At 51.7% G+C, this 21,699-nt stretch carries 20 protein-coding genes; 19 read left to right on the forward strand and 1 reads right to left on the reverse strand.

Annotated elements, in window-relative coordinates:
- The first annotated feature begins 217 nt into the window (after window positions 1–217).
- From miaB to pgeF, 10 genes are all read left to right on the forward strand, one after another.
- Window positions 218–1,726, forward strand: a complete 1,509-nt coding sequence (miaB, locus tag G614_RS0124430; RefSeq protein ID WP_027643954.1) for a tRNA (N6-isopentenyl adenosine(37)-C2)-methylthiotransferase MiaB — start codon at window positions 218–220, stop codon at window positions 1,724–1,726.
- A gap of 102 nt (window positions 1,727–1,828) precedes the next feature.
- Window positions 1,829–4,474, forward strand: coding sequence for a DNA mismatch repair protein MutS (gene mutS, locus G614_RS0124435; RefSeq protein ID WP_044918904.1), 2,646 nt, complete (start codon window positions 1,829–1,831; stop codon window positions 4,472–4,474).
- Window positions 4,471–5,388, forward strand: coding sequence for a tRNA (guanosine(37)-N1)-methyltransferase TrmD (trmD, locus tag G614_RS0124440; RefSeq protein WP_027643956.1), 918 nt, complete (start codon window positions 4,471–4,473; stop codon window positions 5,386–5,388). The genes mutS and trmD overlap by 4 nt, the downstream gene beginning before the upstream one ends.
- A gap of 801 nt (window positions 5,389–6,189) precedes the next feature.
- Window positions 6,190–7,467: an HlyC/CorC family transporter gene (locus tag G614_RS0124455; protein WP_027643959.1), complete on the forward strand. Its 1,278-nt coding sequence runs from the start codon at window positions 6,190–6,192 to the stop codon at window positions 7,465–7,467.
- Between the two features lie 175 nt (window positions 7,468–7,642).
- Window positions 7,643–7,990 (forward strand): 50S ribosomal protein L19, encoded by a 348-nt coding sequence (gene rplS, locus G614_RS0124460; protein WP_002567490.1) that lies wholly within the window; start codon window positions 7,643–7,645, stop codon window positions 7,988–7,990.
- A 110-nt stretch (window positions 7,991–8,100) separates the two neighbouring features.
- Window positions 8,101–8,652 (forward strand): signal peptidase I, encoded by a 552-nt coding sequence (gene lepB, locus G614_RS0124465; protein ID WP_027643960.1) that lies wholly within the window; start codon window positions 8,101–8,103, stop codon window positions 8,650–8,652.
- Between the two features lie 17 nt (window positions 8,653–8,669).
- Window positions 8,670–9,536, forward strand: a complete 867-nt coding sequence (gene ylqF / locus G614_RS0124470) for a ribosome biogenesis GTPase YlqF (RefSeq protein ID WP_027643961.1) — start codon at window positions 8,670–8,672, stop codon at window positions 9,534–9,536.
- A 2-nt stretch (window positions 9,537–9,538) separates the two neighbouring features.
- A complete protein-coding gene (locus tag G614_RS0124475; RefSeq protein WP_027643962.1) occupies window positions 9,539–10,201 on the forward strand; it encodes a ribonuclease HII in 663 nt (220 codons plus the stop codon).
- On the forward strand, window positions 10,194–10,535 hold the full coding sequence (locus G614_RS0124480; protein ID WP_027643963.1) for a YraN family protein: 342 nt from the start codon (window positions 10,194–10,196) through the stop codon (window positions 10,533–10,535). The genes G614_RS0124475 and G614_RS0124480 overlap by 8 nt, the downstream gene beginning before the upstream one ends.
- A 21-nt stretch (window positions 10,536–10,556) precedes the next feature.
- On the forward strand, window positions 10,557–11,411 hold the full coding sequence (gene pgeF / locus G614_RS0124485; protein WP_027643964.1) for a peptidoglycan editing factor PgeF: 855 nt from the start codon (window positions 10,557–10,559) through the stop codon (window positions 11,409–11,411).
- A gap of 182 nt (window positions 11,412–11,593) precedes the next feature.
- Here pgeF and G614_RS0124490 read toward each other — a convergent pair whose 3' ends face one another.
- Window positions 11,594–12,802: a ribose-phosphate pyrophosphokinase gene (locus tag G614_RS0124490; RefSeq protein WP_027643965.1), complete on the reverse strand. Its 1,209-nt coding sequence runs from the start codon at window positions 12,800–12,802 to the stop codon at window positions 11,594–11,596.
- Between the two features lie 269 nt (window positions 12,803–13,071).
- On the opposite strand from G614_RS0124490, the gene G614_RS0124495 reads away from it, so the two are divergent.
- The 9 genes from G614_RS0124495 to G614_RS0124535 all read left to right on the forward strand — a co-directional run bounded on the left by G614_RS0124495 (window position 13,072) and on the right by G614_RS0124535 (window position 21,384).
- The gene (locus G614_RS0124495) at window positions 13,072–13,266 is read left to right on the forward strand and encodes a DUF6472 family protein (RefSeq protein WP_027643966.1); all 195 of its coding nucleotides are present in this window, start codon (window positions 13,072–13,074) and stop codon (window positions 13,264–13,266) included.
- A gap of 32 nt (window positions 13,267–13,298) precedes the next feature.
- Window positions 13,299–14,627, forward strand: a complete 1,329-nt coding sequence (der, locus tag G614_RS0124500; protein ID WP_027643967.1) for a ribosome biogenesis GTPase Der — start codon at window positions 13,299–13,301, stop codon at window positions 14,625–14,627.
- 24 nt (window positions 14,628–14,651) lie between these two features.
- Window positions 14,652–15,293, forward strand: coding sequence for a glycerol-3-phosphate 1-O-acyltransferase PlsY (gene plsY / locus G614_RS0124505; RefSeq protein WP_027643968.1), 642 nt, complete (start codon window positions 14,652–14,654; stop codon window positions 15,291–15,293).
- A 43-nt stretch (window positions 15,294–15,336) separates the two neighbouring features.
- Window positions 15,337–16,350, forward strand: coding sequence for an NAD(P)H-dependent glycerol-3-phosphate dehydrogenase (locus G614_RS0124510; RefSeq protein ID WP_027643969.1), 1,014 nt, complete (start codon window positions 15,337–15,339; stop codon window positions 16,348–16,350).
- A gap of 200 nt (window positions 16,351–16,550) precedes the next feature.
- Window positions 16,551–17,774 (forward strand): ABC transporter substrate-binding protein, encoded by a 1,224-nt coding sequence (locus G614_RS0124515; RefSeq protein WP_027643970.1) that lies wholly within the window; start codon window positions 16,551–16,553, stop codon window positions 17,772–17,774.
- A 161-nt stretch (window positions 17,775–17,935) separates the two neighbouring features.
- On the forward strand, window positions 17,936–18,817 hold the full coding sequence (locus G614_RS0124520) for a branched-chain amino acid ABC transporter permease (RefSeq protein WP_027643971.1): 882 nt from the start codon (window positions 17,936–17,938) through the stop codon (window positions 18,815–18,817).
- A gap of 8 nt (window positions 18,818–18,825) precedes the next feature.
- Window positions 18,826–19,899: a branched-chain amino acid ABC transporter permease gene (locus tag G614_RS0124525; protein ID WP_027643972.1), complete on the forward strand. Its 1,074-nt coding sequence runs from the start codon at window positions 18,826–18,828 to the stop codon at window positions 19,897–19,899.
- 1 nt (window position 19,900) lies between these two features.
- The gene (locus tag G614_RS0124530) at window positions 19,901–20,659 is read left to right on the forward strand and encodes an ABC transporter ATP-binding protein (RefSeq protein WP_027643973.1); all 759 of its coding nucleotides are present in this window, start codon (window positions 19,901–19,903) and stop codon (window positions 20,657–20,659) included.
- A gap of 14 nt (window positions 20,660–20,673) precedes the next feature.
- Window positions 20,674–21,384 carry an ABC transporter ATP-binding protein gene (locus G614_RS0124535; protein WP_027643974.1) on the forward strand — a complete coding sequence of 237 codons (711 nt, stop codon included), beginning with the start codon at window positions 20,674–20,676 and terminating at the stop codon, window positions 21,382–21,384.
- The last annotated feature ends 315 nt before the right edge of the window (window positions 21,385–21,699 follow it).

Consider the following 21,699-nt stretch of genomic DNA (forward strand, 5'->3'; position numbering starts at 1 on the left):
CCGCAGTTGGTTTAGACCAGCTGCGGGGCAGGGCCTTTATTGCAGGCGCAGGGCAGGGAGTTTTTTATGTTGACTTCCCAACCATTTTAAAGTAAAATTCATACTGTTAATCGTAGTTGGCCGGTCCGTGCAAAAAGCCCGGCCTGCTATGCGTTTCGGGAAAGAAAGCAATATCCAAACTGAACTATCTAAATTATAGAAGCTGAGGAGCAGATTAATGGAAGAATCCAGAGATACCATGGACAACATAGAAAATGCAGAAACAACCATAAACCAGGGCCCGCCTGCCGTAGAGCCGGAGCGGCAGCAGTACTTCATGGAGCGGGCCAGGAGACAGCTGGCCGAACTTTCCGCCAGGCTGGGACGTCCCCTTACCTGCTGCATCAACACCTTTGGGTGCCAGATGAATGCCAGGGATTCGGAGAAGCTTTTGGGGATTTTGGAGACAATCGGCTACAAGGCCGTAGAATCGGAGAAAGCGGATTTTGTGCTCTACAACACCTGCACGGTGCGGGAAAATGCCAATCTGCGGGTTTATGGCCGTCTGGGACAGCTGGGGACCTATAAGAAGAAACATCCTGACATGATGATTGCCCTGTGCGGCTGCATGATGCAGGAGGAGGAAGTGGTGGCGAAAATCAAGAAGAGCTACCGCTATGTGGATTTGATTTTCGGAACCCACAACATATTCAAGCTGGCTGAACTGGTATCCCAGTGCCTGGAGCGGCGGACCATGGACGGGCAGAAGCAGGGAAAACCGGAGATGGTGGTGGATGTATGGAAGGATACGGACCAGATCGTGGAGGATTTGCCGGTGGAGCGCAAGTTTCCTTTCAAATCAGGAGTCAACATCATGTTTGGCTGCAATAATTTCTGCAGCTACTGCATTGTGCCCTATGTAAGAGGGCGGGAGCGCAGCCGCAGGCCGGAAGAAATCATTAAGGAAATACAGAAGCTGGCAGCGGACAAAGTGGTGGAAGTCATGCTCCTTGGACAAAATGTAAATTCCTATGGAAAGAACCTGGACAATCCCATGTCCTTTGCACAGCTTTTGGAGGAAGTGGAAAAGATAGACGGAATTGAGCGGATCCGTTTTATGACATCCCATCCAAAGGACTTATCCGATGAACTCATAGAGGTTATGGCCAGGTCCAAAAAGATATGCCGACATCTGCACCTTCCCCTCCAGTCCGGCAGCAGCCGGATTCTAAAGGTTATGAACCGGCGCTATACAAAGGAGCAGTATCTGGATTTGGCGGAGCGGATTAAAAAGGCAGTGCCGGGCATCTCACTGACAACGGATATTATTGTGGGATTTCCTGGCGAGACAGACGAGGACTTTGAGGAGACCATGGATGTGGTGAGAAAGGTGCGGTTTGACAGCGCCTTTACCTTCATCTATTCCAAGCGTACCGGCACACCGGCGGCAGCCATGGAAGACCAGGTGCCGGAGGCGATTGTGAAGGAGCGGTTTGACAGGCTTTTAAAGGAAGTACAGGATATTTCGGCAGAGGTGTGCGGGCGGGACGTTAAGACAGTCCAGGAGGTTCTGGTGGAAGAGGTGAACGGCCATGCGCCGGGGCTTATGACAGGCCGCCTGTCCAACAACACAGTGGTGCACTTCCCGGGAGATGCATCCATGATTGGAAAGCTGGTGCCGGTGTATCTGCAGGAGAGCAAGGGATTTTATTATATGGGACATATAGCTGATAAGGAAAATGAATAAAACCAGACCAACAAAAACAAACAAATTAAGATAAACAAGAATAACCAAGCATACTAGAGAAGAGAGGTCAGCACGTTGATAGATTTGTCACAATTATCTCCCATGATGCAGCATTATATGGAGACCAAGAAGGAGTATCCGGACTGTATTCTGTTTTACCGTCTGGGTGACTTCTATGAGATGTTTTTCGATGATGCCCTGACAGTGTCAAAGGAACTGGAGATAACCCTTACAGGAAAGGACTGTGGTCTTTCTGAGCGGGCTCCCATGTGCGGGGTGCCGTTCCACGCAGTGGATTCCTACCTGTACCGTCTGGTCCAGAAGGGATATAAGGTTGCCATAGCAGAGCAGATGGAGGATCCTAAGCAGGCCAAGGGCCTGGTGAAGCGGGAGGTAATCCGGGTGGTGACTCCGGGAACCATTACCAGCTCCCAGGTGCTGGATGAGACAAAGAACAATTACCTGATGGGTATTGTGTACATGGATGGAATCTACGGCATATCCACGGCAGATATCAGCACCGGGGATTTCATGGTGACTGAGGTGGACTCAGACCGGGAACTGTTTGACGAAATCAACAAATTTTCCCCATCTGAAATCATCTGCAACAATGCCCTTTACATGTCAGGCGTAGATATGGACGAGCTTAAAAACCGCTATCAGGTGGTCATTTCCGCCCTGGACAGCCGCTTTTTCGGCGAGGAATCCTGCCGCCGCATCCTGATGGAGCATTTTAAGGTGGGAGCCCTGGTGGGGTTGGGGCTGGAGGACTATGCCACCGGCATCATTGCTGCCGGCGCCGTGATGCAGTATATCTATGAGACCCAGAAGAGCACCCTGGAGCACATTACCACGATTACCCCCTATTCCACCGGACAGTACATGGTCATTGACACATCCACCAGAAGGAACCTTGAGCTGGTGGAGACCATGCGTGAAAAACAGAAGAGGGGCACCCTGTTATGGGTGCTGGATAAGACAAAGACAGCTATGGGCGCCAGGCTGCTTCGCGCCTGCATCGAACAGCCGCTGATTCACAGGGACGAAATCATCAGGCGCCAGAACGCGGTGGAAGAGCTGAACATGAACTATATCTCCAGGGAAGAGATCTGCGAGTACTTAAATCCCATCTATGACCTGGAGCGTCTGATTGGGCGAATCAGTTATAAGACAGCCAATCCAAGGGACCTGATTGCCTTCAGAAGCTCCCTGGAAATGCTTCCCTACATCAAGCGGATACTGGGAGAGTTTAACAGCGAACTTCTGGCAGAGCTGGCCCGGGAACTGGACCCTCTGCAGGATATTTTCCAGCTCATAGGGAATGCCATCGTGGAGGACCCGCCCATTACGGTCAGGGAAGGCGGCATCATAAGGGACGGCTACAATGAGGAGGCAGACAAGCTGCGTCAGGCCAAGACAGAGGGCAAGAACTGGCTGGCGGAGCTGGAGGCAAAGGAAAAAGAAAAGACAGGCATCAAGACCCTGAAGGTAAAATTCAACAAGGTATTCGGTTACTATTTTGAGGTGACCAACTCCTTCAAGGACCAGGTGCCGGATTACTATATCCGTAAGCAGACCCTGACCAATGCGGAGCGGTTCACCACAGATGAATTAAAGCAGCTGGAAGACATTATCATGGGCGCGGAGGAAAAGCTGGTGTCCCTGGAGTATGACCTGTTCTGCGAGGTCAGGGACAAAATCGGGGCGGAGGTCATCCGCATTCAAAAGACTGCCAAGTCCATAGCGGGAATCGACGTATTCTGTTCCCTGTCCGTGGTAGCTACCCGCCGCAATTATGTGAAGCCCTCCATCAACGACAAGGGCGTGATTCAAATTAAGAACGGCCGCCATCCCGTGGTGGAGCAGATGATGCGGGACGACATGTTTGTGGCCAACGACACCTTCCTGGACAATGGAAAGAACCGGCTGTCCGTTATCACCGGCCCCAACATGGCAGGCAAATCCACGTACATGCGCCAGGTGGCCCTGATTGTACTCATGGCCCAGCTGGGCAGCTTTGTGCCGGCCCAGGAGGCCGATATCGGCATATGCGACCGCGTTTTCACCAGGGTGGGGGCTTCCGACGACCTGGCCAGCGGACAGAGCACCTTTATGGTGGAAATGACAGAGGTGGCCAACATCCTGCGCAACGCCACCAGAAACAGCCTCCTGGTACTGGATGAAATCGGAAGGGGAACCAGCACCTTTGACGGATTATCCATTGCCTGGGCTGTTATTGAACACATAAGCAATTCCAAGCTTTTGGGAGCCAAGACCCTGTTTGCCACCCATTACCATGAGCTGACAGAGCTGGAAGGCACCATAGCGGGGGTAAAGAATTATTGTATAGCGGTAAAGGAGCAGGGGGACGACATTGTATTCCTGCGCAAGATTGTCCGCGGCGGGGCAGATAAGAGTTACGGCATCCAGGTTGCAAAGCTGGCCGGCGTGCCGGATTCCGTCATTGCCAGAGCAAAGGAAATCGCAGAAGAATTAAGCGATGCGGATATTACGGCCAGGGCAAAGGAAATCGCGGAAATCAGTTCCAACATCACCCAGCACAAGGCGGTGCCAAAGCCGGATGAGGTGGACCTGCAGCAGCTGTCCTTCTTTGATACGGTAAAGGATGACGACATCATCCGCGAGCTGGACAGTCTGGAGCTGTCCACCATGACTCCCCTTGATGCCATGAACACCCTGTACCGCCTTCAGACAAAGCTTAAGAACCGCTGGAAGGAGACCGGATGAATTTTCACATACTGACACTGTTCCCTGACATGGTCATGGGAGGCCTGGGAACCAGCATAACGGGGCGGGCCATGGAGAGCAAAACCATATTCGTGGAAGCCATTGACATCAGGGATTATTCAAAGGATAAGCACAGGCACGTGGACGACGCCCCTTACGGCGGCGGCGCAGGCATGGTCATGCAGCCCGGGCCTGTGTGCGAGGCTTACGAGGCCCTGTGCGGGCGCATCGGCAGGAAACCCAGGCTTATCTACATGACGCCCCAGGGCAGGGTGTTCAACCAGACCATAGCAGAGGAGCTGGCAAAGGAGGAGGACCTGGTCTTTCTCTGCGGGCATTACGAAGGAATTGACGAGCGCGCCCTGGAGCTGATTGCCACGGACTATCTTTCCGTGGGGGATTATGTCCTCACAGGCGGGGAACTTCCCGCCATGGTCATGATTGACTGTATCTCCCGCCTGGTGCCGGGGGTACTGAACAATGATACCTCAGCGGAGGAGGAATCCTTCCATGACAGCCTGTTAGAATACCCCCAGTACACCCGTCCCGAAGTATTCCGCGGAATGGAGGTTCCGGAGGTGCTTTTAAGCGGCCACCATAAAAACATCGAGGAGTGGCGCAGGCAGCAATCCATAAAGCGCACCCTGGAACGCCGTCCGGACCTTCTTAAACACGCCAGCCTGACCATGAAGGAAGTAAAATACCTGGATTCCCTCCGTCAGGAAAAGGGCGACCTGGAAATCCTGGAGGAGCTCATGGACCAATATGTAAAAGCCCTGGGCGACGAGACCTTTGCCGGCCGCACCAAACGAAAGGCAATGGCCGAGGCCAAGAAATTGCTGGCAGAGAAGGCTTGTACGGTGGGGGAACTGGAGGGGTACTATAAAGTGATGGGGGTGCTTGCGGGGGGATGATGGGGTGGGGTGGTGAGGTGCATCCGGCCGTGAGAGGAACGGGGGCGGTGCCGGAGGTTCCGCTTTCCGCGATGGGAGAGACTAGGGCCCAAGTCTCTCCGAATCGCTCCAAAGTCACCTCCATCACCGCCCCCGTTCCTCTCACTCCACAACGTATCTCCCCATCAGCCGCATATCCCCCGCTTCGCGGGGAGGACAGTCTCCGGCTAAAAGTATGGGCTGCCGGTAATTCCGCGCCCAAAGAGATACGTCGGAGCCGGAAAGCGGGGTCCGCCAAAAAACACCAGGCACGGGATACCGGCCAGAAAAAGAATCGGCCTGCGACTTTTTAAATGAGCCGGGGAATGTCAGCGGGAAAGAGAAAGAGTGGCCGGAAAAGCAGCGGGAGGGGGCGGGGAGGCTGAGCGAATTTTACTGAGGGCCGCTGACTCTTAGCCGGGAGCGGGAGCGGAGCAGGGGGTGAGGGAGGGCGCTCAACGCCCGAGCGAAAGGGAACAGGTCGGCGCACTCATCAAGAGTTCGGCGAACTTTTCCCGATCCCCCTGCGCAGCTCCCGATCCCGGCTTAGAGGCAGCCCCCGAAGGAACCATGAGTCCAGACTCCCCGCCCCCTCCCGCTGCTTTTCCTCGATCCCTCTCCACCCGCGTCCCCCTCCCCGCGAATCCGTCCATATTGACAATCCCCCAATAATATTGTACAATTCTCTGAAACTATCCACATATATACATCCATTACAGGCTCCGGCCTATACTTTCCAGGCTTTTGGGACCGTAAAATATGAAATAATAGGAGTTGATTTTTTTGGACCCATCGGGTGACAGTATTGCCATACGTGTCGTTATCATTATCATTTTACTGGGACTTTCCGCTTTTTTCTCGTCTTCGGAGACCGCCCTCACAACCGTCAATAAAATCCGTATCAGGACATTGGCAGAAGGGGGGAACAAATCTGCGCAGTGGGTTATGAAGCTGTCTGAGAATCAGGGAAAGATGCTCAGCGCCATCTTAATCGGCAACAATGTGGTAAATCTTTCGGCCTCGTCCATGCTTACCGTGCTGGTGACGGAAATATTTGGAAATAAAGCCGCTGGAGCCGCGACCGGCGTACTGACGCTTTTGATTTTGATTTTTGGTGAGATAACACCTAAGACAATGGCTACCCTGGAGGCGGAGCGGTATTCCCTGCGGGTAGGCCATATGATTCACATTCTGATGACAGTGCTGACCCCTCTCATTGTCCTCATTAACTGGATGTCTTTGATCGTCCTTAAGGCCCTTCATGTGGACCCTGATAAGAAGAACGACGACATTACGGAGGACGAACTCAGGACCATTGTGGACGTGGGCCATGAAAAGGGCGTCATCGAGTCGGAAGAACGTGAGATGATTAACAATGTGTTTGACCTGGGAGACTCCGTGGCAAAGGATGTCATGGTTCCCAGAATCGATATGGTGTTTGCTGACATTGAGGCTGATTATGATGACCTGATTCAGATATTCAGGGAGGAGCATTATACCAGGCTTCCGGTCTATAAGGAGACAACGGACAATGTGGTGGGCATCATCAATATTAAGGACCTGCTGCTGGTGGAGGACAAGGCGTCCTTCTGTGTGTCGGATTACCTGCGCCAGCCTTTTTATACCTTTGAATCTAAAAAGCTATCCGAGCTGATGATGGAGATTAAGAAGTCTCCCAACAATATCATCATTGTTCTGGATGAGTACGGCGCCACGGCAGGGCTGATTACTCTGGAGGATATCCTGGAAGAAATCGTGGGCGATATCCGCGATGAGTATGACGAGGATGAGGAAGAGGAGCTGATGGATTTGGGAGGCGGCCAGTATCTGGTGGAAGGTTCCATGAAGCTGGATGACCTCAATGATATCCTGGATTTAGAACTGTCCTCTGAGGACTATGATTCCGTGGGAGGCCTTGTGATTGACCGCCTGGAACATCTGCCTTCCCAGGGCGAAGAGGTGGTGTGCGGCAACGTGCGCCTGGTGGTGGAGCAGGTGGAAAAGAACCGTATTGACAAGGTCCATCTGTACATTCTTCCTGAGGAGAAAGAGGAGGAATAGAACGGTAACAGTTCAGAGCGGGAAAACAGCTCATAAAATGCTTGCATTTTGGGACAATATATGCTAGAATAAATCGTTGTGACAAGAAATAGATGGTCCTCTGTTACTGTGAGTGGTGAATCTGATTTACTGCCGGCGTATTAAGAACATCCAATAGATGAAGGAGGTTCACACGATGAACGATATTATTAAGAACATTGAAGCAGCCCAGTTGAAGGAAAGCGTACCCAGCTTTAACGTTGGCGATACCGTTAAGGTATACAACAAGATTAAAGAGGGCAACCGCGAGAGAATCCAGATTTTCGAGGGAACTGTCATTAAGAGACAGAACGGCGGAGCCAGAGAGACCTTTACCGTAAGGAAGAACTCCAATGGTATCGGCGTTGAGAAGACCTGGCCATTACATTCCCCAAGCGTTGACAACGTAGAGGTTGTACGTAAGGGTAAAGTAAGAAGAGCGAAGCTGAACTACTTAAGAGACAGGGTTGGTAAGGCTGCCAAGGTTAAAGAATTAGTTAAATAATCAGGTAGTGGAAGCGAGAATAGAGTTTGCAGATGCAAACTCTATTTTGTTAAGCAGGCGGCATACCCGGAAGCAGTCCGGGAAGTGCCTTAAGAGATAGGTGTGGGTACATGGATTTTTATGTGAATGAGGATACGGCGTGGCTGAGAAAATCAGTCCGCTGGGCGGTCAATGTGGTGTTGGTCCTGGCCTGTGCCTGGTTTCTGGTCTACAGTTTCTGTACCCAGGTGCCCGTGTCAGGCGGTTCCATGCAGCCGGTTTTAGATGCGGACGACGTGGTCCTGGTGAACCGCCTGATTTATGATGTGGGAAAGCCGGAACGGTTTGACATCGTGGCATTTGAGCGTGAGGACCACAAGAAGAATGTGAAGCGGATCATCGGTCTTCCCGGCGAGACCGTGCAGATTAAGGGCGGTTATATATTCATTGACGGCGAGCTTTTAAATGCCGAGGACGGCCTGGAACAGGTGTCCCTGGCAGGAAGGGCGGACACCCCCATTAAGCTGGAGGACAACGAGTATTTCCTGCTGGGAGATAACAGGGACAGCAGTGAGGACAGCCGTTTTCCTAATATTGGAAATGTAAAAAGAGAACAGATACAGGGCAAGGTCTGGTTCAGGATGTTCCCCCTTCTGAAGCTGGACTTCATCCATTCAAGATAGAACAGGAGTTTACAGATATGAATATTCAGTGGTATCCTGGTCATATGACCAAGGCAAAACGGGCCATGAAGGAAGATATGAAGCTTATTGATCTGGTAATCGAGCTGGTAGACGCCAGGGTTCCCCTTTCCAGCCGGAATCCGGACATAGATGACCTGGGCGCGGGCAAGGCCAGGATGGTGCTGCTCAACAAATCGGACCTGGCAGACGAGCGGCAGAATGCCCGCTGGGCAGCCTGGTTTGAGGACAAGGGCATTCACGTGGTGAAGATTGATGCCAGGAACAAGGGAACACTTAAGCAGGTGCAGTCCGTAATCCGGGAGGCCTGCAAGGAAAAGATAGAGAGGGACCGGCGCAGGGGCATCCTAAACCGTCCCATTCGTACCATGGTGGTGGGGATTCCCAATGTGGGCAAGTCCACCTTCATCAATTCCTTTGCAGGAAAGGCCTGCGCCAGGACAGGCAACAAGCCCGGCGTCACCAAGGGAAACCAGTGGATACGCCTGAATAAGACGCTGGAGCTTTTGGACACCCCCGGCATTCTGTGGCCCAGGTTTGAGGACCAGCAGGTGGGCCTTAAGCTGGCTCTCATCGGCTCCATCAATGACCAGATTCTCAACAAAGACGAGCTGGCCTGCGAGCTCATACGCTTTTTGAAAAAGCGTTATCCTAAGGTGCTGCCGGAACGGTTTGGCCTGGAGACGGAGGGAAAGGAAGCAGCATTTATCCTGGAGGAAATTGCCAGGGTCCGGGCCTGCCTGTTAAAAGGCGGGGATCTGGATATGTCCAGGGCGGCAGCCCTGCTTCTGGATGATTTCAGGGCAGGCAAGCTGGGACGGATCACGCTGGAGGAGCCGGAGAATCAAAAGGACAAGGTGGGATGACAATGGCTGCAAGAGTACTAAAGGGAGAAAAGCTGGAGCAGGAAATGGCCCGTCTGGAGGCCATGGCGGAATACGAGAAGGAATATGATGCATACACTTATATCTGCGGCATTGATGAAGCGGGCCGCGGACCTTTGGCAGGACCGGTGGCGGCAGGAGCCGTGGTGCTGCCAAAGGGATGCCGCATCCTGTATCTCAATGATTCCAAGAAGCTGTCGGAGAAGCGCCGCGAGGAGCTGTTCTTAGAGATAAAGGAAAAGGCTGTTGCATGGAACGTGGGCCTGGCGGCTCCTGCCAGGATTGACGAAATAAATATTCTTCAGGCCACCTATGAGGCTATGAGGGAGGCTGTGAAGGGCCTTGCCGTGAAGCCGGAAATACTTCTCAACGACGCTGTCACCATTCCCGGGCTGGATGCAGTGCAGGTGCCTATTATTAAGGGGGACGCAAAGAGCCTGTCCATAGCGGCGGCCAGCATCCTGGCAAAGGTCACCAGGGACCATATGATGGCTGAGTACGAGGAATTGTTTCCCGGATATGGATTCGCCAAACACAAGGGATACGGGACAGCAGCCCACATAGCTGCCATCAGGGAGCTTGGTCCCTGCCCCATTCACAGGAGAAGCTTTATCAGGAATATTGTTCAGGCGGATACATATGAATAAGAGACAGACAGGCAGCCGTTATGAGGAAACAGCGGCTGCTTTTTTAACAAGTAAGGGTTACCGCGTGCTGGAACGGAATTTCCGGTGCCGTCAGGGAGAAATTGATTTGATTTGCCGCCATGGCAGATATCTTGTTTTCGCAGAGGTAAAATACCGCTCCGGGCTGTCCAAGGGAAGCCCGGCAGAGGCTGTTGGCGCAAGGAAGCAGGAGCGGATACGGCGGGCCGCGGCCTTTTATCTGTACAGCCATGGAATGGGCGAGGATGTTCCCTGCCGGTTTGACGTGGTGGGAATCCTGGGCAGTGACATTGAGCTGATACAGGATGCATTTTGAATATAAGGAGGCAATGGTGTTATGGATATAAATTGGAGCTATAAGAACAAGTCTCACGTATTTGACACAAAAGACAGTACAGGCGTTCCCTATCTCTCATTTAAGGCGTTGGATGATACCGGACTGGCAGTCAATGGTTTTTCCACCCGCATGGGCGGAGCCAGCAGGGGAAAGTTCTCCACTATGAATTTCTCTTACAGCAGGGGAGACGCGGCGGAAGATGTGCTGGAAAACTTTACGCGTATGGCAGCTGCTCTGGGAGTGGAGCGGGACCGCATGGTGGTGTCCCACCAGACCCATACGGTCAACCTGCGCAGGGTGACACAGGAGGATGCGGGAAAGGGCGTTGTAAGGGACAGGGATTACAGGGACATCGACGGCCTGATTACCGATGTGCCGGGGCTAACCCTGGTGACCTTTTATGCGGACTGTGTGCCCCTGTACCTGCTGGACCCGGTGAACAGGGCCATCGGGCTCAGCCACTCCGGATGGAGGGGGACGGTTAAACGCATGGGCCAGGTGACGGTGGATGCCATGAAGGAAGCCTTTGGCACAAAGCCGGAGGATCTGATTGCGTGTGTGGGTCCCAGCATCTGCCGGGACTGCTTTGAAGTGGGCGGTGAAGTGGCGGAGGAATTCAGGGAAGTTTTTGGGCCGGAACATTGGGAAGAACTGTATTGCCGGGGAAAAAGGCCTGGAAAGTACCAGCTGGATTTGTGGAAGGCCAATGAAATCATTTTTCGTGAGGCAGGCATACGCCGGGAGAATATCCATATCACTAACATCTGCACCATGTGCAACAGCGATTACCTCTTTTCGCACAGGAAAGCGGGGGAGGAGCGGGGGAACCTGGCAGCGTTTCTGTGCCTTAAGTAGCATAATCTCCTGTATTCATTTAACCTTGGAAACGGGGCCCTGGCCCAGCCAAAGATGGAACAGTATTTTCAGGATGAGACATAGAGAGAAACATAAAAAATGCACAGTCCCTTTCGGTGAGCATTTCGCTGCCATGGACTGTGCATTTTTGTACATTGATTTTCTGCATGGGTGACAGGACTTTACACAAGCTTCTGGAAATACTCGTATCCGCCGTTCTGATGCTTCTGGACCAGCTTCTGAATCTTCTCCGTGGGAGAGAGGGAGGCGCTGATGGAGCGGTCGTGATTCAGGGAGTTGATGATAGCGGCCAGGTATTTGCTCATGTCGGCTTCCAGATACCACTCCCTGTCAATCAGTTCCTGGGTGCGGTAATTCAGGTTGGTGGTGATGACATAATCCAGATATCCCTGGTGGTAGTACTCGTCAAATTTCTCAAGGCCGTTGGTGAAGAGACCGAAGGTGCAGCATACGATGACCTTGTCAGCCTTGTGTTCCTTTAACTCCTTGCAGGTATCCAGCATGCTTTCGCCGGAGGATATCATGTCGTCGATGATAAGTACGGTCTTGCCTTCTACGGAAGAACCCAGGAATTCATGAGCCACGATTGGGTTGCGTCCGTCAATTACCTGGGAATAATCCCTGCGCTTATAGAACATACCCATATCCACGCCCAGGTTGTTGGCAAGGTATACGGCGCGGTTCATGGCTCCCTCGTCCGGGCTGATGACCATTAAGTGTTCCTTGTCAATACGGATGTTGGAATCATGGGAAAAGAGGGCCTTTACAAACTGATACGTGGGCATGAAATTGTCAAAGCCAATTAACGGGATGGCGTTCTGTACCCGCGGGTCGTGGGCGTCAAAGGTGATGATGTTTTCCACGCCTAAGGCTGCCAGTTCCTCTAAAGCCATGGCGCAGTCCAGAGACTCGCGTTTGCTGCGCTTGTGCTGGCGGCTTTCATATAGGAAGGGCATGACCACATTGACCCTGTGGGCAGTGGCGGAGCAGGCCCCGATAATCCGCTTCAAATCCTGAAAATGGTCGTCCGGCGACATGTGGTTGGTATAACCGCTTACCGTATAGGGAATGCTGTAATTCATCACATCCACCATGACAAAAACATCTGTGCCCCTTACGGATTCATTGATGACGGCCTTGCCCTCGCCTGTTCCGAATCTGGGACAGCTGCAGTGAAGCAGATAGGAATCCACGTCGTAACCGCGGTAGTGAAGGTCCTCCTTGCGGCGCATCAGTTCCTCTATATCATTGCGCCTGAATTGTACAATATGGTCGTTCACCTTGGCTGCAAGATTCTTACAGCTTTCCAGTGCGGCGATTTTTAAAGGCGCTACGGGAAGGGAATCTTTGAATACAAAATTGTTAGCCATGATAGCTTTACTCCTTTGAAATCATCATTTGTTTGAAAATATCACATATGATTTATACCATTTCCATCTGACCGGGTCAAGGGGTTGGTATAATTTCGTCAAAAAAAACAAAATATTTTCAGAAACATTTTTAGAAAATTAACTTTGCATTTACAAAAATAAGTTATATTGCTATGATAGAGGTTAATAAGAAAGTGCTTTACAAGTCAGGTCCGGTATAGTAAAATCAAGCGGATGCGAAGAATTTGTGTTAAAGGATATGTATTCAGATGAAAACGGGAAAGAACAGAAAGACCAGCTGCGAGTGCTGCGGCAATTACGTATATGATGAGGAAAATGATTACTATATCTGTGAAGTGAATCTGGATGAGGATGAGATGGGGCGCTTTTTGAGAGGTACCGTAAGCGCATGTCCTTATTACCAGTCCGATGATGAGTACCGGATTGTGCGCAGGCAGATGTGACGGAAGGTCATTGATGAGGAGGATATAAAAACATGAGTAAACCAATAGTTGCAATCGTAGGCAGGCCCAATGTGGGAAAGTCTACGTTGTTTAATGTCATAGCAGGAGATACCATTTCCATTGTAAAGGACACGCCGGGAGTGACCAGGGACCGCATTTATGCGGACTGCGACTGGCTGAATATGAATTTTACGCTGATTGACACCGGCGGCATTGAGCCGGATTCCAAGGATATCATCCTGTCCCAGATGCGGGAGCAGGCGGAGATTGCCATTTCCACCGCGGATGTGATTATTTTCATCGTGGATGTGCGCCAGGGACTGGTGGACGCGGATTCCAAGGTGGCTGATTTGCTGCGCAAGTCCCACAAGCCGGTGGTGCTGGCTGTGAACAAGGTGGACAGCGTTGCCAAGTACGGCAATGACGTCTACGAGTTTTACAACCTGGGAATCGGAGAGCCCATCGCCGTGTCGGCTGCATCACGGCTGGGAATCGGTGATTTGCTGGACGAGGTGGTGAAGCACTTTGACTCGGAGCAGATGGAGGAAGAGGAGGACGAGCGGCCAAGGATTGCCGTGGTAGGCAAGCCGAATGTGGGAAAGTCTTCCATTATAAATAAGCTTCTGGGTGAGAACCGAGTCATTGTGTCGGATATAGCGGGCACCACCAGGGATGCGGTGGATACGGAGGTTATCCATGAAGGCACTCCCTATGTATTCATAGATACGGCCGGTCTGCGCCGCAAGAGCAAGATAAAGGAAGATCTGGAGCGCTACAGCATCATCCGCACCGTGTCCGCCGTGGAACGGGCCGATGTGGTGGTTGTGGTTATAGACGCAGCGGAAGGCGTCACGGAGCAGGATGCCAAGATTGCCGGAATCGCCCATGAGAGGGGCAAGGGAATCATCGTGGCCGTGAATAAATGGGATGCCATTGAGAAAACGGACAAGACCATATACGAATATACCAGGAAAATCAAGGAGGTCCTGTCCTTCATCCCTTACGCGGAATTCCTCTTTATATCCGCGGCAACGGGACAGCGTCTCACCAAGCTTTTTGAGATGATTGACGTGGTGCGCCAGAACCAGAATCTGAGAGTGGCCACCGGCGTTCTCAACGAAATCATGACAGAGGCAGTGGCCATGCAGCAGCCGCCTTCCGACAAGGGAAAACGGCTTAAGATTTACTATATGACCCAGGTGGCGGTAAAGCCTCCTACCTTTGTTATCTTTGTCAATGACAAGGAGCTGATGCATTTTTCTTATACCAGGTATTTGGAGAACCAGATCAGAAATGCCTTCGGCTTTAAGGGGACATCTTTAAAATTCCTTGTCAGGGAACGAAAAGGAAAAGAGCAGTAAGTGTAAGGAAAGGGGGATTAAGGAGTGGAACAGATTATATGTTTGGTTATGGGATATGTCTTTGGTTTATTCCAGACCGGTTTCGTTTACGGCAAGTCCAAGGGAATTGATATACGCCAGCACGGCAGCGGCAATTCGGGGAGCACCAACGCACTGCGCGTCATGGGAGTAAAGGCAGGTCTCATTGTATTCATGGGTGATTTCCTGAAGACGGTGATACCCTGCTTCCTGGTAAGGATTCTTTTCCGGTCCCAGCCGGGGTATACCTATGTGCTGATACTCTGTACGGGCTTCGGCGTCATATTGGGCCATAATTTTCCTTTTTATCTTAAGTTTAGGGGCGGGAAGGGAATTGCGGCAACAGCAGGCATCATGTTTTCACTGGACTGGCGGCTGACAGCGGTCTGTCTGCTGGCCTTTGTACTCATCGTGGCAGTGACCAGGTATGTGTCCCTGGGCTCTCTGGTCGTGTCCGCCATCTTCCTGTGCTGGAACATCTATTTCGGCCATTTGGGGGCTTACGGACTCGTGCCCGAGGCCAGACCCCAGTTCTACGCTGTTTCCGCGGTGATTGCGGCCATGGCTTTCTGGAGACACAGGGCGAATATCGTCAGGCTGGTACAGGGCAGGGAGAACAAGGTAGGCGCTAAGAAAAAGACAGAGTAATATACAAAGGACAGTAAAAAAACAATTAATGGACGGTGAGGTTATGGCATCAATCGGTGTAATCGGCTCAGGCACATGGGGCACGGCCCTGTCAGTTTTACTTAACGGCAATGGACATACGGTACAGATATGGTCCGCCATCCCACAGGAGATAGCGGAACTAAAGGAGACACGTATCCACCGTAATCTTCCGGAGGCAAGGCTCCCGGAAGCAATCGGGCTTACGGAAGACCTTGAGGAGGCCATGAGGGATAAAGACCTTCTGGTACTTGCTGTTCCCTCGGTTTTTGTGAGGCAGACATCACAAAGGATGAAGCCCTACATAAAGCAGGGCCAGGTGATAACCAACGTGGCAAAGGGAATCGAGGAGAAGAGCCTCATGACCCTGTCCCGGATTATTGAGGAGGAGCTGCCGGAGGCAGAGGTGACAGTCCTTTCAGGGCCCAGCCATGCGGAGGAAGTGAGCAGGGGCCTTCCCACCACATGTGTGGCAGGCGCCCATAAACGCTGCGTGGCTGAATTTGTCCAGGGAATCTTCATGAGCGAAGTGTTCCGCGTGTATACCAGCCCGGATGTGCTGGGAATCGAGCTGGGCGGCGCTCTTAAGAATGTGATTGCCCTGGCTGCCGGTATGGCCGACGGTCTGGGATACGGTGACAACACCAAGGCTGCTCTCATTACCAGGGGAATCGCGGAGATATCCCGCCTGGGCATTGACATGGGCGGACGGATGGAGACATTTGCCGGACTTACAGGCATCGGGGACTTGATTGTAACCTGTGCCAGCATGCACAGCCGCAACCGCAGGGCAGGCATACTGATTGGCCAGGGCCGTACCATGGAGGAAGCCATGGCAGAGGTAAAGATGGTGGTGGAGGGCGTATATTCCGCCAAGGCGGCTCTGGCGCTGTCACAGCAGTACAAGGTGTCCATGCCAATCGTGGAACAGGTCAATGCCATCCTGTTCGGAGGCATGCCGGCAAAGGAAGCGGTCCTGGAGCTGATGCTCAGGGATAAGCGTATCGAAAACTCGGATTTGGAGTGGGCAGAGGAATAAAAAATAGGGGAAAGGAACCAGAAATGGCGCCTTTCCCCTAAAAAATAGCCTGTTTTTGGCGTATTATACCTGTTTTTACTCTAATTTTTCGGCGAATCATCGAAAATGCACCATAATTTTCATGAAACGATTGACAAAACCACCCGGACTACCTATAATATAGAAAGCTCTATATTTCAAGGCAAGAGGAGGAACTAATTATGAAGAAGAGATTTTTAAGTCTGGGCCTGGCAGCCGTTATGGCTATGTCATTGACAGCATGCGGCGGTTCCAATACGGCAGATACCACAAAGGCAGCGGAGACCACTGCGGCAGATGCAAAAGCAGAGGGAAGCGAGGCGGCAGATACCACTGCGGCAGGCGGCGTGTTCAAGATTGGCGGCATCGGCCCTGTGACCGGCGGTGCAGCTGTGTACGGCGTGGCTGTACAGCACGGCGCAGAACTGGCAGTAAAGGAAATCAATGAGGCCGGAGGAATAAACGGCGCACAGATTGAATTCAATTTCCAGGACGACGAGCATGACGCAGAGAAGTCTGTCAATGCTTATAATACATTAAAGGACTGGGGGATGCAGGTGCTGATGGGCACGGTTACCTCCGCTCCATGTATCGCAGTTGCAGACAAGACCGCAGCTGACAACATGTTCCAGATTACACCATCCGGTTCCGCTGTAGAGTGTGCGGCTAACCCCAACGTATTCCGTATCTGCTTCTCCGATCCGGATCAGGGCACTGCATCCGCTAAGTACATAGGCGAGAACAAGCTGGCTTCCAAGGTTGCTGTTATCTATGACAGCTCCGACGTATATTCCAGCGGTATCTATGAGAAGTTCGCGGAAGAGTCCGCAAACCAGGGCATCGAGATTGTTGCAGCAGAGGCGTTTACCGCTGACAGCAACAAGGATTTCTCCACCCAGTTACAGAAGGCTAAGGATGCGGGCGCTGAGCTGGTATTCCTGCCAATCTACTATACCGAGGCTTCCCTGATTCTTCAGCAGGCCAGCACCATGGGATTTGCTCCGCAGTTCTTCGGATGTGACGGTATGGACGGTATCCTTCAGGTTGAGAATTTTGACACCAAGCTGGCAGAGGGACTTATGCTTCTGACACCATTCGCAGCAGATGCAACCGACGACCTGACCGTTAAGTTCGTAGACAGCTACAAGGCAGCTTACAACGAGGTTCCGGTTCAGTTCGCGGCAGACGCGTACGATGCAATCTACGCTATCAAGGCTGCCATTGAAGATGCCAATGTAACTCCTGACGCAGACGCCAGCACGATTTGCGACGCATTAAAGGCATCTATGCTGAACATCAAATTAGACGGCCTGACCGGTGAGGGCATGACCTGGACCGAGGACGGTGAGCCTCACAAGGCTCCAAAGGCTGTTAAGGTAGTGGACGGAGCTTACTCTGCAATGTAATCAGCAGTCCTTTGAATCCGGCCAGAACCAACCAGAAAACCCAACAGAGGGTTGTCACTATGACAACCCTCTTGTTTATAGAACGATATATGATATAATTTTGAATTATCTGTCGCTTTATAGCGATAAACTAAAAAAACTTCAGACGAAGAGGTGTAGGTATGGGCTTTATTAACTATTTAATTAACGGCATCAGCCTGGGCAGTGTATATGCCATAATCGCACTTGGATATACAATGGTTTACGGCATTGCCAAGATGCTGAATTTCGCTCATGGCGATGTTATTATGATAGGCAGCTACGTGGTATTTATCACGGTCAGCACAATGGGACTGCCGCCCATGGCGGGAGTTCTCCTTGCGGTGGCCGTATGTACGCTGTTGGGCATGACCATTGAACGGATTGCTTATAAGCCCCTGCGAGGCGCCTCTCCCCTTGCGGTTCTCATTACGGCAATCGGCGTCAGCTACCTGCTGCAGAACGTTGCCCTTCTTATCTTTGGGGCAGATACCAAGTCCTTCACCTCCGTGGTGACTCTGCCTGCCATCAAACTGGCGGGAGGAGAGATGACCATTACAGGGGAGACCATTGTCACCATCCTTTCCTGTATCATCATCATGATTGGACTCACTGCATTTATCAACAAGTCCAAGGCCGGACAGGCCATGCTGGCGGTTTCCGAGGACAGGGGGGCGGCTACCCTCATGGGAATCAATGTAAACGGCACCATTGCCCTTACATTTGCCATCGGTTCCGCGCTGGCTGCCATAGCGGGCGTGCTGCTCTGCTCCGCTTATCCGTCCCTTACACCTTATACTGGTTCCATGCCGGGTATCAAGGCCTTTGTTGCGGCTGTATTCGGAGGAATCGGCTCCATTCCCGGTGCTTTCATCGGCGGTATCCTGCTGGGCGTCATTGAGATTCTGTCCAAGGCATACATATCCTCACAGATGTCAGATGCCATTGTGTTTTCCGTCCTGATTATCGTGCTTCTGGTGAAGCCTACCGGTATTCTGGGCAAGAAGATTAATGAGAAAGTGTAGGTGCCGGTATGAAGAGTAACGCAAAACGAAAGACATTCATAAATAATATGATAACATACGGCATGGTGGTGGCTGCCTATATCATCATGCAGGTCCTGGTGGGAACAGGACATATATCCAGCCTTATGAAAGGACTTCTTGTTCCTTTCTGTATCTACGTAATCATGGCTGTATCCCTGAATCTGACCGTGGGTATCCTGGGAGAGCTGAGTCTGGGCCACGCAGGCTTTATGTGCGTGGGAGCCTTTGCCGGCGCCCTGTTTTCAAAGTGCATGAAGGGAGCCATTGACCCGACCCTGGGATTGGTCATCGCCATTCTCATCGGAGCCGTTACAGCGGCCCTGTTCGGCGTCATCATCGGAATCCCCGTACTGCGCCTTAGAGGCGATTATCTGGCTATTGTGACCCTGGCCTTTGGCGAAATCATCAAGAACCTGGTCAATGCTGTTTATCTGGGACGGGACGCTTCCGGCTTCCATATCTCCTTTAAGGATTCCATGTCCTTAAAGCTGGGAGAGGGCGGGGAGATCCTGATAAAGGGCGCCCAAGGCATCACGGGAACGCCCCAGGCAGCCACCTTTACCATAGGCGTTATCCTGGTGCTCATCACCCTGTTCATTGTCATGAACCTGGTGAACTCCCGCACGGGCCGTGCCATCATGGCCATCCGCGACAACCGTATTGCAGCGGAGTCCATCGGCATCAACATCACTAAGTACAAGCTGCTGGCATTCTCCATTTCCGCCGGACTTGCCGGTGTTGCCGGTGTGTTGTATGCCCACAACCTGACCACCCTGACGGCTCTGCCCAAGAATTTTGGATACAACATGTCCATCATGATTCTGGTATATGTGGTATTGGGTGGCATCGGAAACATCCGCGGTTCCGTCATTGCAACGGTCATCCTGTATCTCCTCCCGGAGATGTTACGCGGACTCAGCAATTATCGTATGCTCATGTACGCAATCGTGCTGATTCTGGTCATGCTTTTCAACTCCGCTCCCCGGTTTGTGGTGATGCGTGAGCGCGTGGCGGAGAAATTCAGCAGAAAAGATAAGAAACCCGCAAAGGAGGCAGCATAAGATGGCATTACTTGAAGTTAAGAATTTAAGCATATCTTTTGGCGGCCTAAAGGCAGTTGATAACTTTCAAATCAGCATAGAAAAGGGACAGCTTTACGGTCTTATCGGACCAAACGGAGCCGGCAAGACCACCATTTTCAATCTGCTGACAGGCGTATATAAGCCGGATGCGGGAAGCATTGAGCTGGCAGGTGTCAACATTACCGGTAAGAGAACCACGGAAATAAACCAGGCCGGCGTAGCCAGGACCTTCCAGAACATCCGTCTGTTTAAGGATTTGTCCGTGCTGGATAACGTCAAGGCAGGCCTTCACAATCATTACAGGTATTCCGCCACGGCCGGAATTTTCCGTTTCCCCAACTATTTTAAGGTGGAGAAGCTGATGGATGAGAGGGCCATGGAGCTGCTTAAAGTATTCGGACTGGATGAAGAGTGCGACTACAAGGCGTCCAACCTTCCCTACGGAAAACAGAGGAAGCTGGAGATAGCCAGGGCGCTGGCCACAGAGCCAAAGCTCCTTCTCCTGGACGAGCCGGCGGCGGGAATGAATCCAAACGAGACAGCCGAGCTTATGGATACAATCCGTTTTGTGAGGGATAATTTCGACATGACTATCCTTCTGATTGAACATGATATGAAGCTTGTAAGCGGTATCTGCGAAGAACTGACCGTTCTCAACTTCGGACAGGTCCTGTGCCAGGGCGAGACCGGCGCGGTGCTTCACAATCCGGAAGTTGTCAAAGCATATCTTGGTGAATAGGAGGAGCGTATAATATGGCTATGCTTGAAGTCAGGGACCTGGAAGTATACTACGGTGTAATCCAGGCCATAAAAGGAATCTCCTTTGATGTGAACCAGGGAGAAATCGTGGCTCTGATTGGTGCCAACGGTGCAGGAAAGACCACGACCCTGCACACCATCACTGGGCTTATCAGCGCGAAGACAGGGAAAATCGTATATGAGGGAACAGACATAACCAGGGTTCCCGGTTATAAACTGGTGGGCATGGGAATCGCCCATGTGCCGGAGGGAAGGCGTGTGTTCGCCACCCTTACGGTGCTGCAGAACCTGAAGATGGGGGCTTATACAAGAAAAGACAAGGAAGAGATAGAAGCCACGCTGAAGATGATATACCAGCGTTTCCCGCGTCTAAAGGAGCGCAAGAACCAGCTTGCAGGCACACTGTCCGGCGGCGAGCAGCAGATGCTTGCCATGGGAAGGGCCCTTATGAGCCATCCCAGGATGATTGTTATGGATGAGCCCTCCATGGGACTTTCACCTATCTATGTAAATGAGATATTTGATATTATCCAGAAGATAAACGGGGATGGGACCACCGTGCTTCTTGTGGAACAGAACGCAAAGAAGGCTCTTTCCATTGCACATAAGGCCTATGTTCTGGAGACAGGAAATATTGCTCTCAGCGGAGATGCAAAGGAGCTTATGAACAATGATCAGGTAAAAAAAGCATATCTCAGCGAATAAAGATAAAAATAGTTCATTGGCAGGAATATTTATGGAAAAATGAATCACGGATATGAGAAAGGAGCAGGGGAGGATAACCCCTGCTTCTTCCCTTGACACCCCAGGTAAGATATGCTATATATAGTGTACGGCTGAGACGGTACTGGAATCTGAACGACGTTTTTTACCTGAGTGCTGAAACGCTCAGGTCATAGGATAAGGGGTGGATAAATGCTTGAACGACAGGACCTGGAGATGATACGAGCAATCATGAAAGAAGAGATTGCGGAATCGCAGGAGCATATCCTGACAGAGGTGGATAAGAAACTGGATACG

Source organism: [Clostridium] clostridioforme AGR2157 (assembly GCF_000424325.1).
GTDB classification, from domain to species: domain Bacteria; phylum Bacillota; class Clostridia; order Lachnospirales; family Lachnospiraceae; genus Enterocloster; species Enterocloster clostridioformis_A.

Bases quoted from the DNA above. Each gene is read 5' to 3' on its own strand.
- mutS (WP_044918904.1), top strand. From the start codon at position 1,829: ATGATGCAGCATTATATGGAGACCAAGAAGGAGTATCCGGACTGTATT.
- rplS (WP_002567490.1), top strand. From the start codon at position 7,643: ATGAACGATATTATTAAGAACATTGAAGCAGCCCAGTTGAAGGAAAGC.
- G614_RS0124525 (WP_027643972.1), top strand. From the start codon at position 18,826: ATGAAGAGTAACGCAAAACGAAAGACATTCATAAATAATATGATAACA.
- trmD (WP_027643956.1), top strand. From the start codon at position 4,471: ATGAATTTTCACATACTGACACTGTTCCCTGACATGGTCATGGGAGGC.
- lepB (WP_027643960.1), top strand. From the start codon at position 8,101: ATGGATTTTTATGTGAATGAGGATACGGCGTGGCTGAGAAAATCAGTC.
- G614_RS0124475 (WP_027643962.1), top strand. From the start codon at position 9,539: ATGGCTGCAAGAGTACTAAAGGGAGAAAAGCTGGAGCAGGAAATGGCC.
- G614_RS0124495 (WP_027643966.1), top strand. From the start codon at position 13,072: ATGAAAACGGGAAAGAACAGAAAGACCAGCTGCGAGTGCTGCGGCAAT.
- miaB (WP_027643954.1), top strand. From the start codon at position 218: ATGGAAGAATCCAGAGATACCATGGACAACATAGAAAATGCAGAAACA.
- G614_RS0124515 (WP_027643970.1), top strand. From the start codon at position 16,551: ATGAAGAAGAGATTTTTAAGTCTGGGCCTGGCAGCCGTTATGGCTATG.
- pgeF (WP_027643964.1), top strand. From the start codon at position 10,557: ATGGATATAAATTGGAGCTATAAGAACAAGTCTCACGTATTTGACACA.
- G614_RS0124510 (WP_027643969.1), top strand. From the start codon at position 15,337: ATGGCATCAATCGGTGTAATCGGCTCAGGCACATGGGGCACGGCCCTG.
- G614_RS0124490 (WP_027643965.1), bottom strand. From the start codon at position 12,802: ATGGCTAACAATTTTGTATTCAAAGATTCCCTTCCCGTAGCGCCTTTA.
- G614_RS0124520 (WP_027643971.1), top strand. From the start codon at position 17,936: ATGGGCTTTATTAACTATTTAATTAACGGCATCAGCCTGGGCAGTGTA.
- ylqF (WP_027643961.1), top strand. From the start codon at position 8,670: ATGAATATTCAGTGGTATCCTGGTCATATGACCAAGGCAAAACGGGCC.
- der (WP_027643967.1), top strand. From the start codon at position 13,299: ATGAGTAAACCAATAGTTGCAATCGTAGGCAGGCCCAATGTGGGAAAG.
- G614_RS0124535 (WP_027643974.1), top strand. From the start codon at position 20,674: ATGGCTATGCTTGAAGTCAGGGACCTGGAAGTATACTACGGTGTAATC.
- G614_RS0124480 (WP_027643963.1), top strand. From the start codon at position 10,194: ATGAATAAGAGACAGACAGGCAGCCGTTATGAGGAAACAGCGGCTGCT.
- G614_RS0124530 (WP_027643973.1), top strand. From the start codon at position 19,901: ATGGCATTACTTGAAGTTAAGAATTTAAGCATATCTTTTGGCGGCCTA.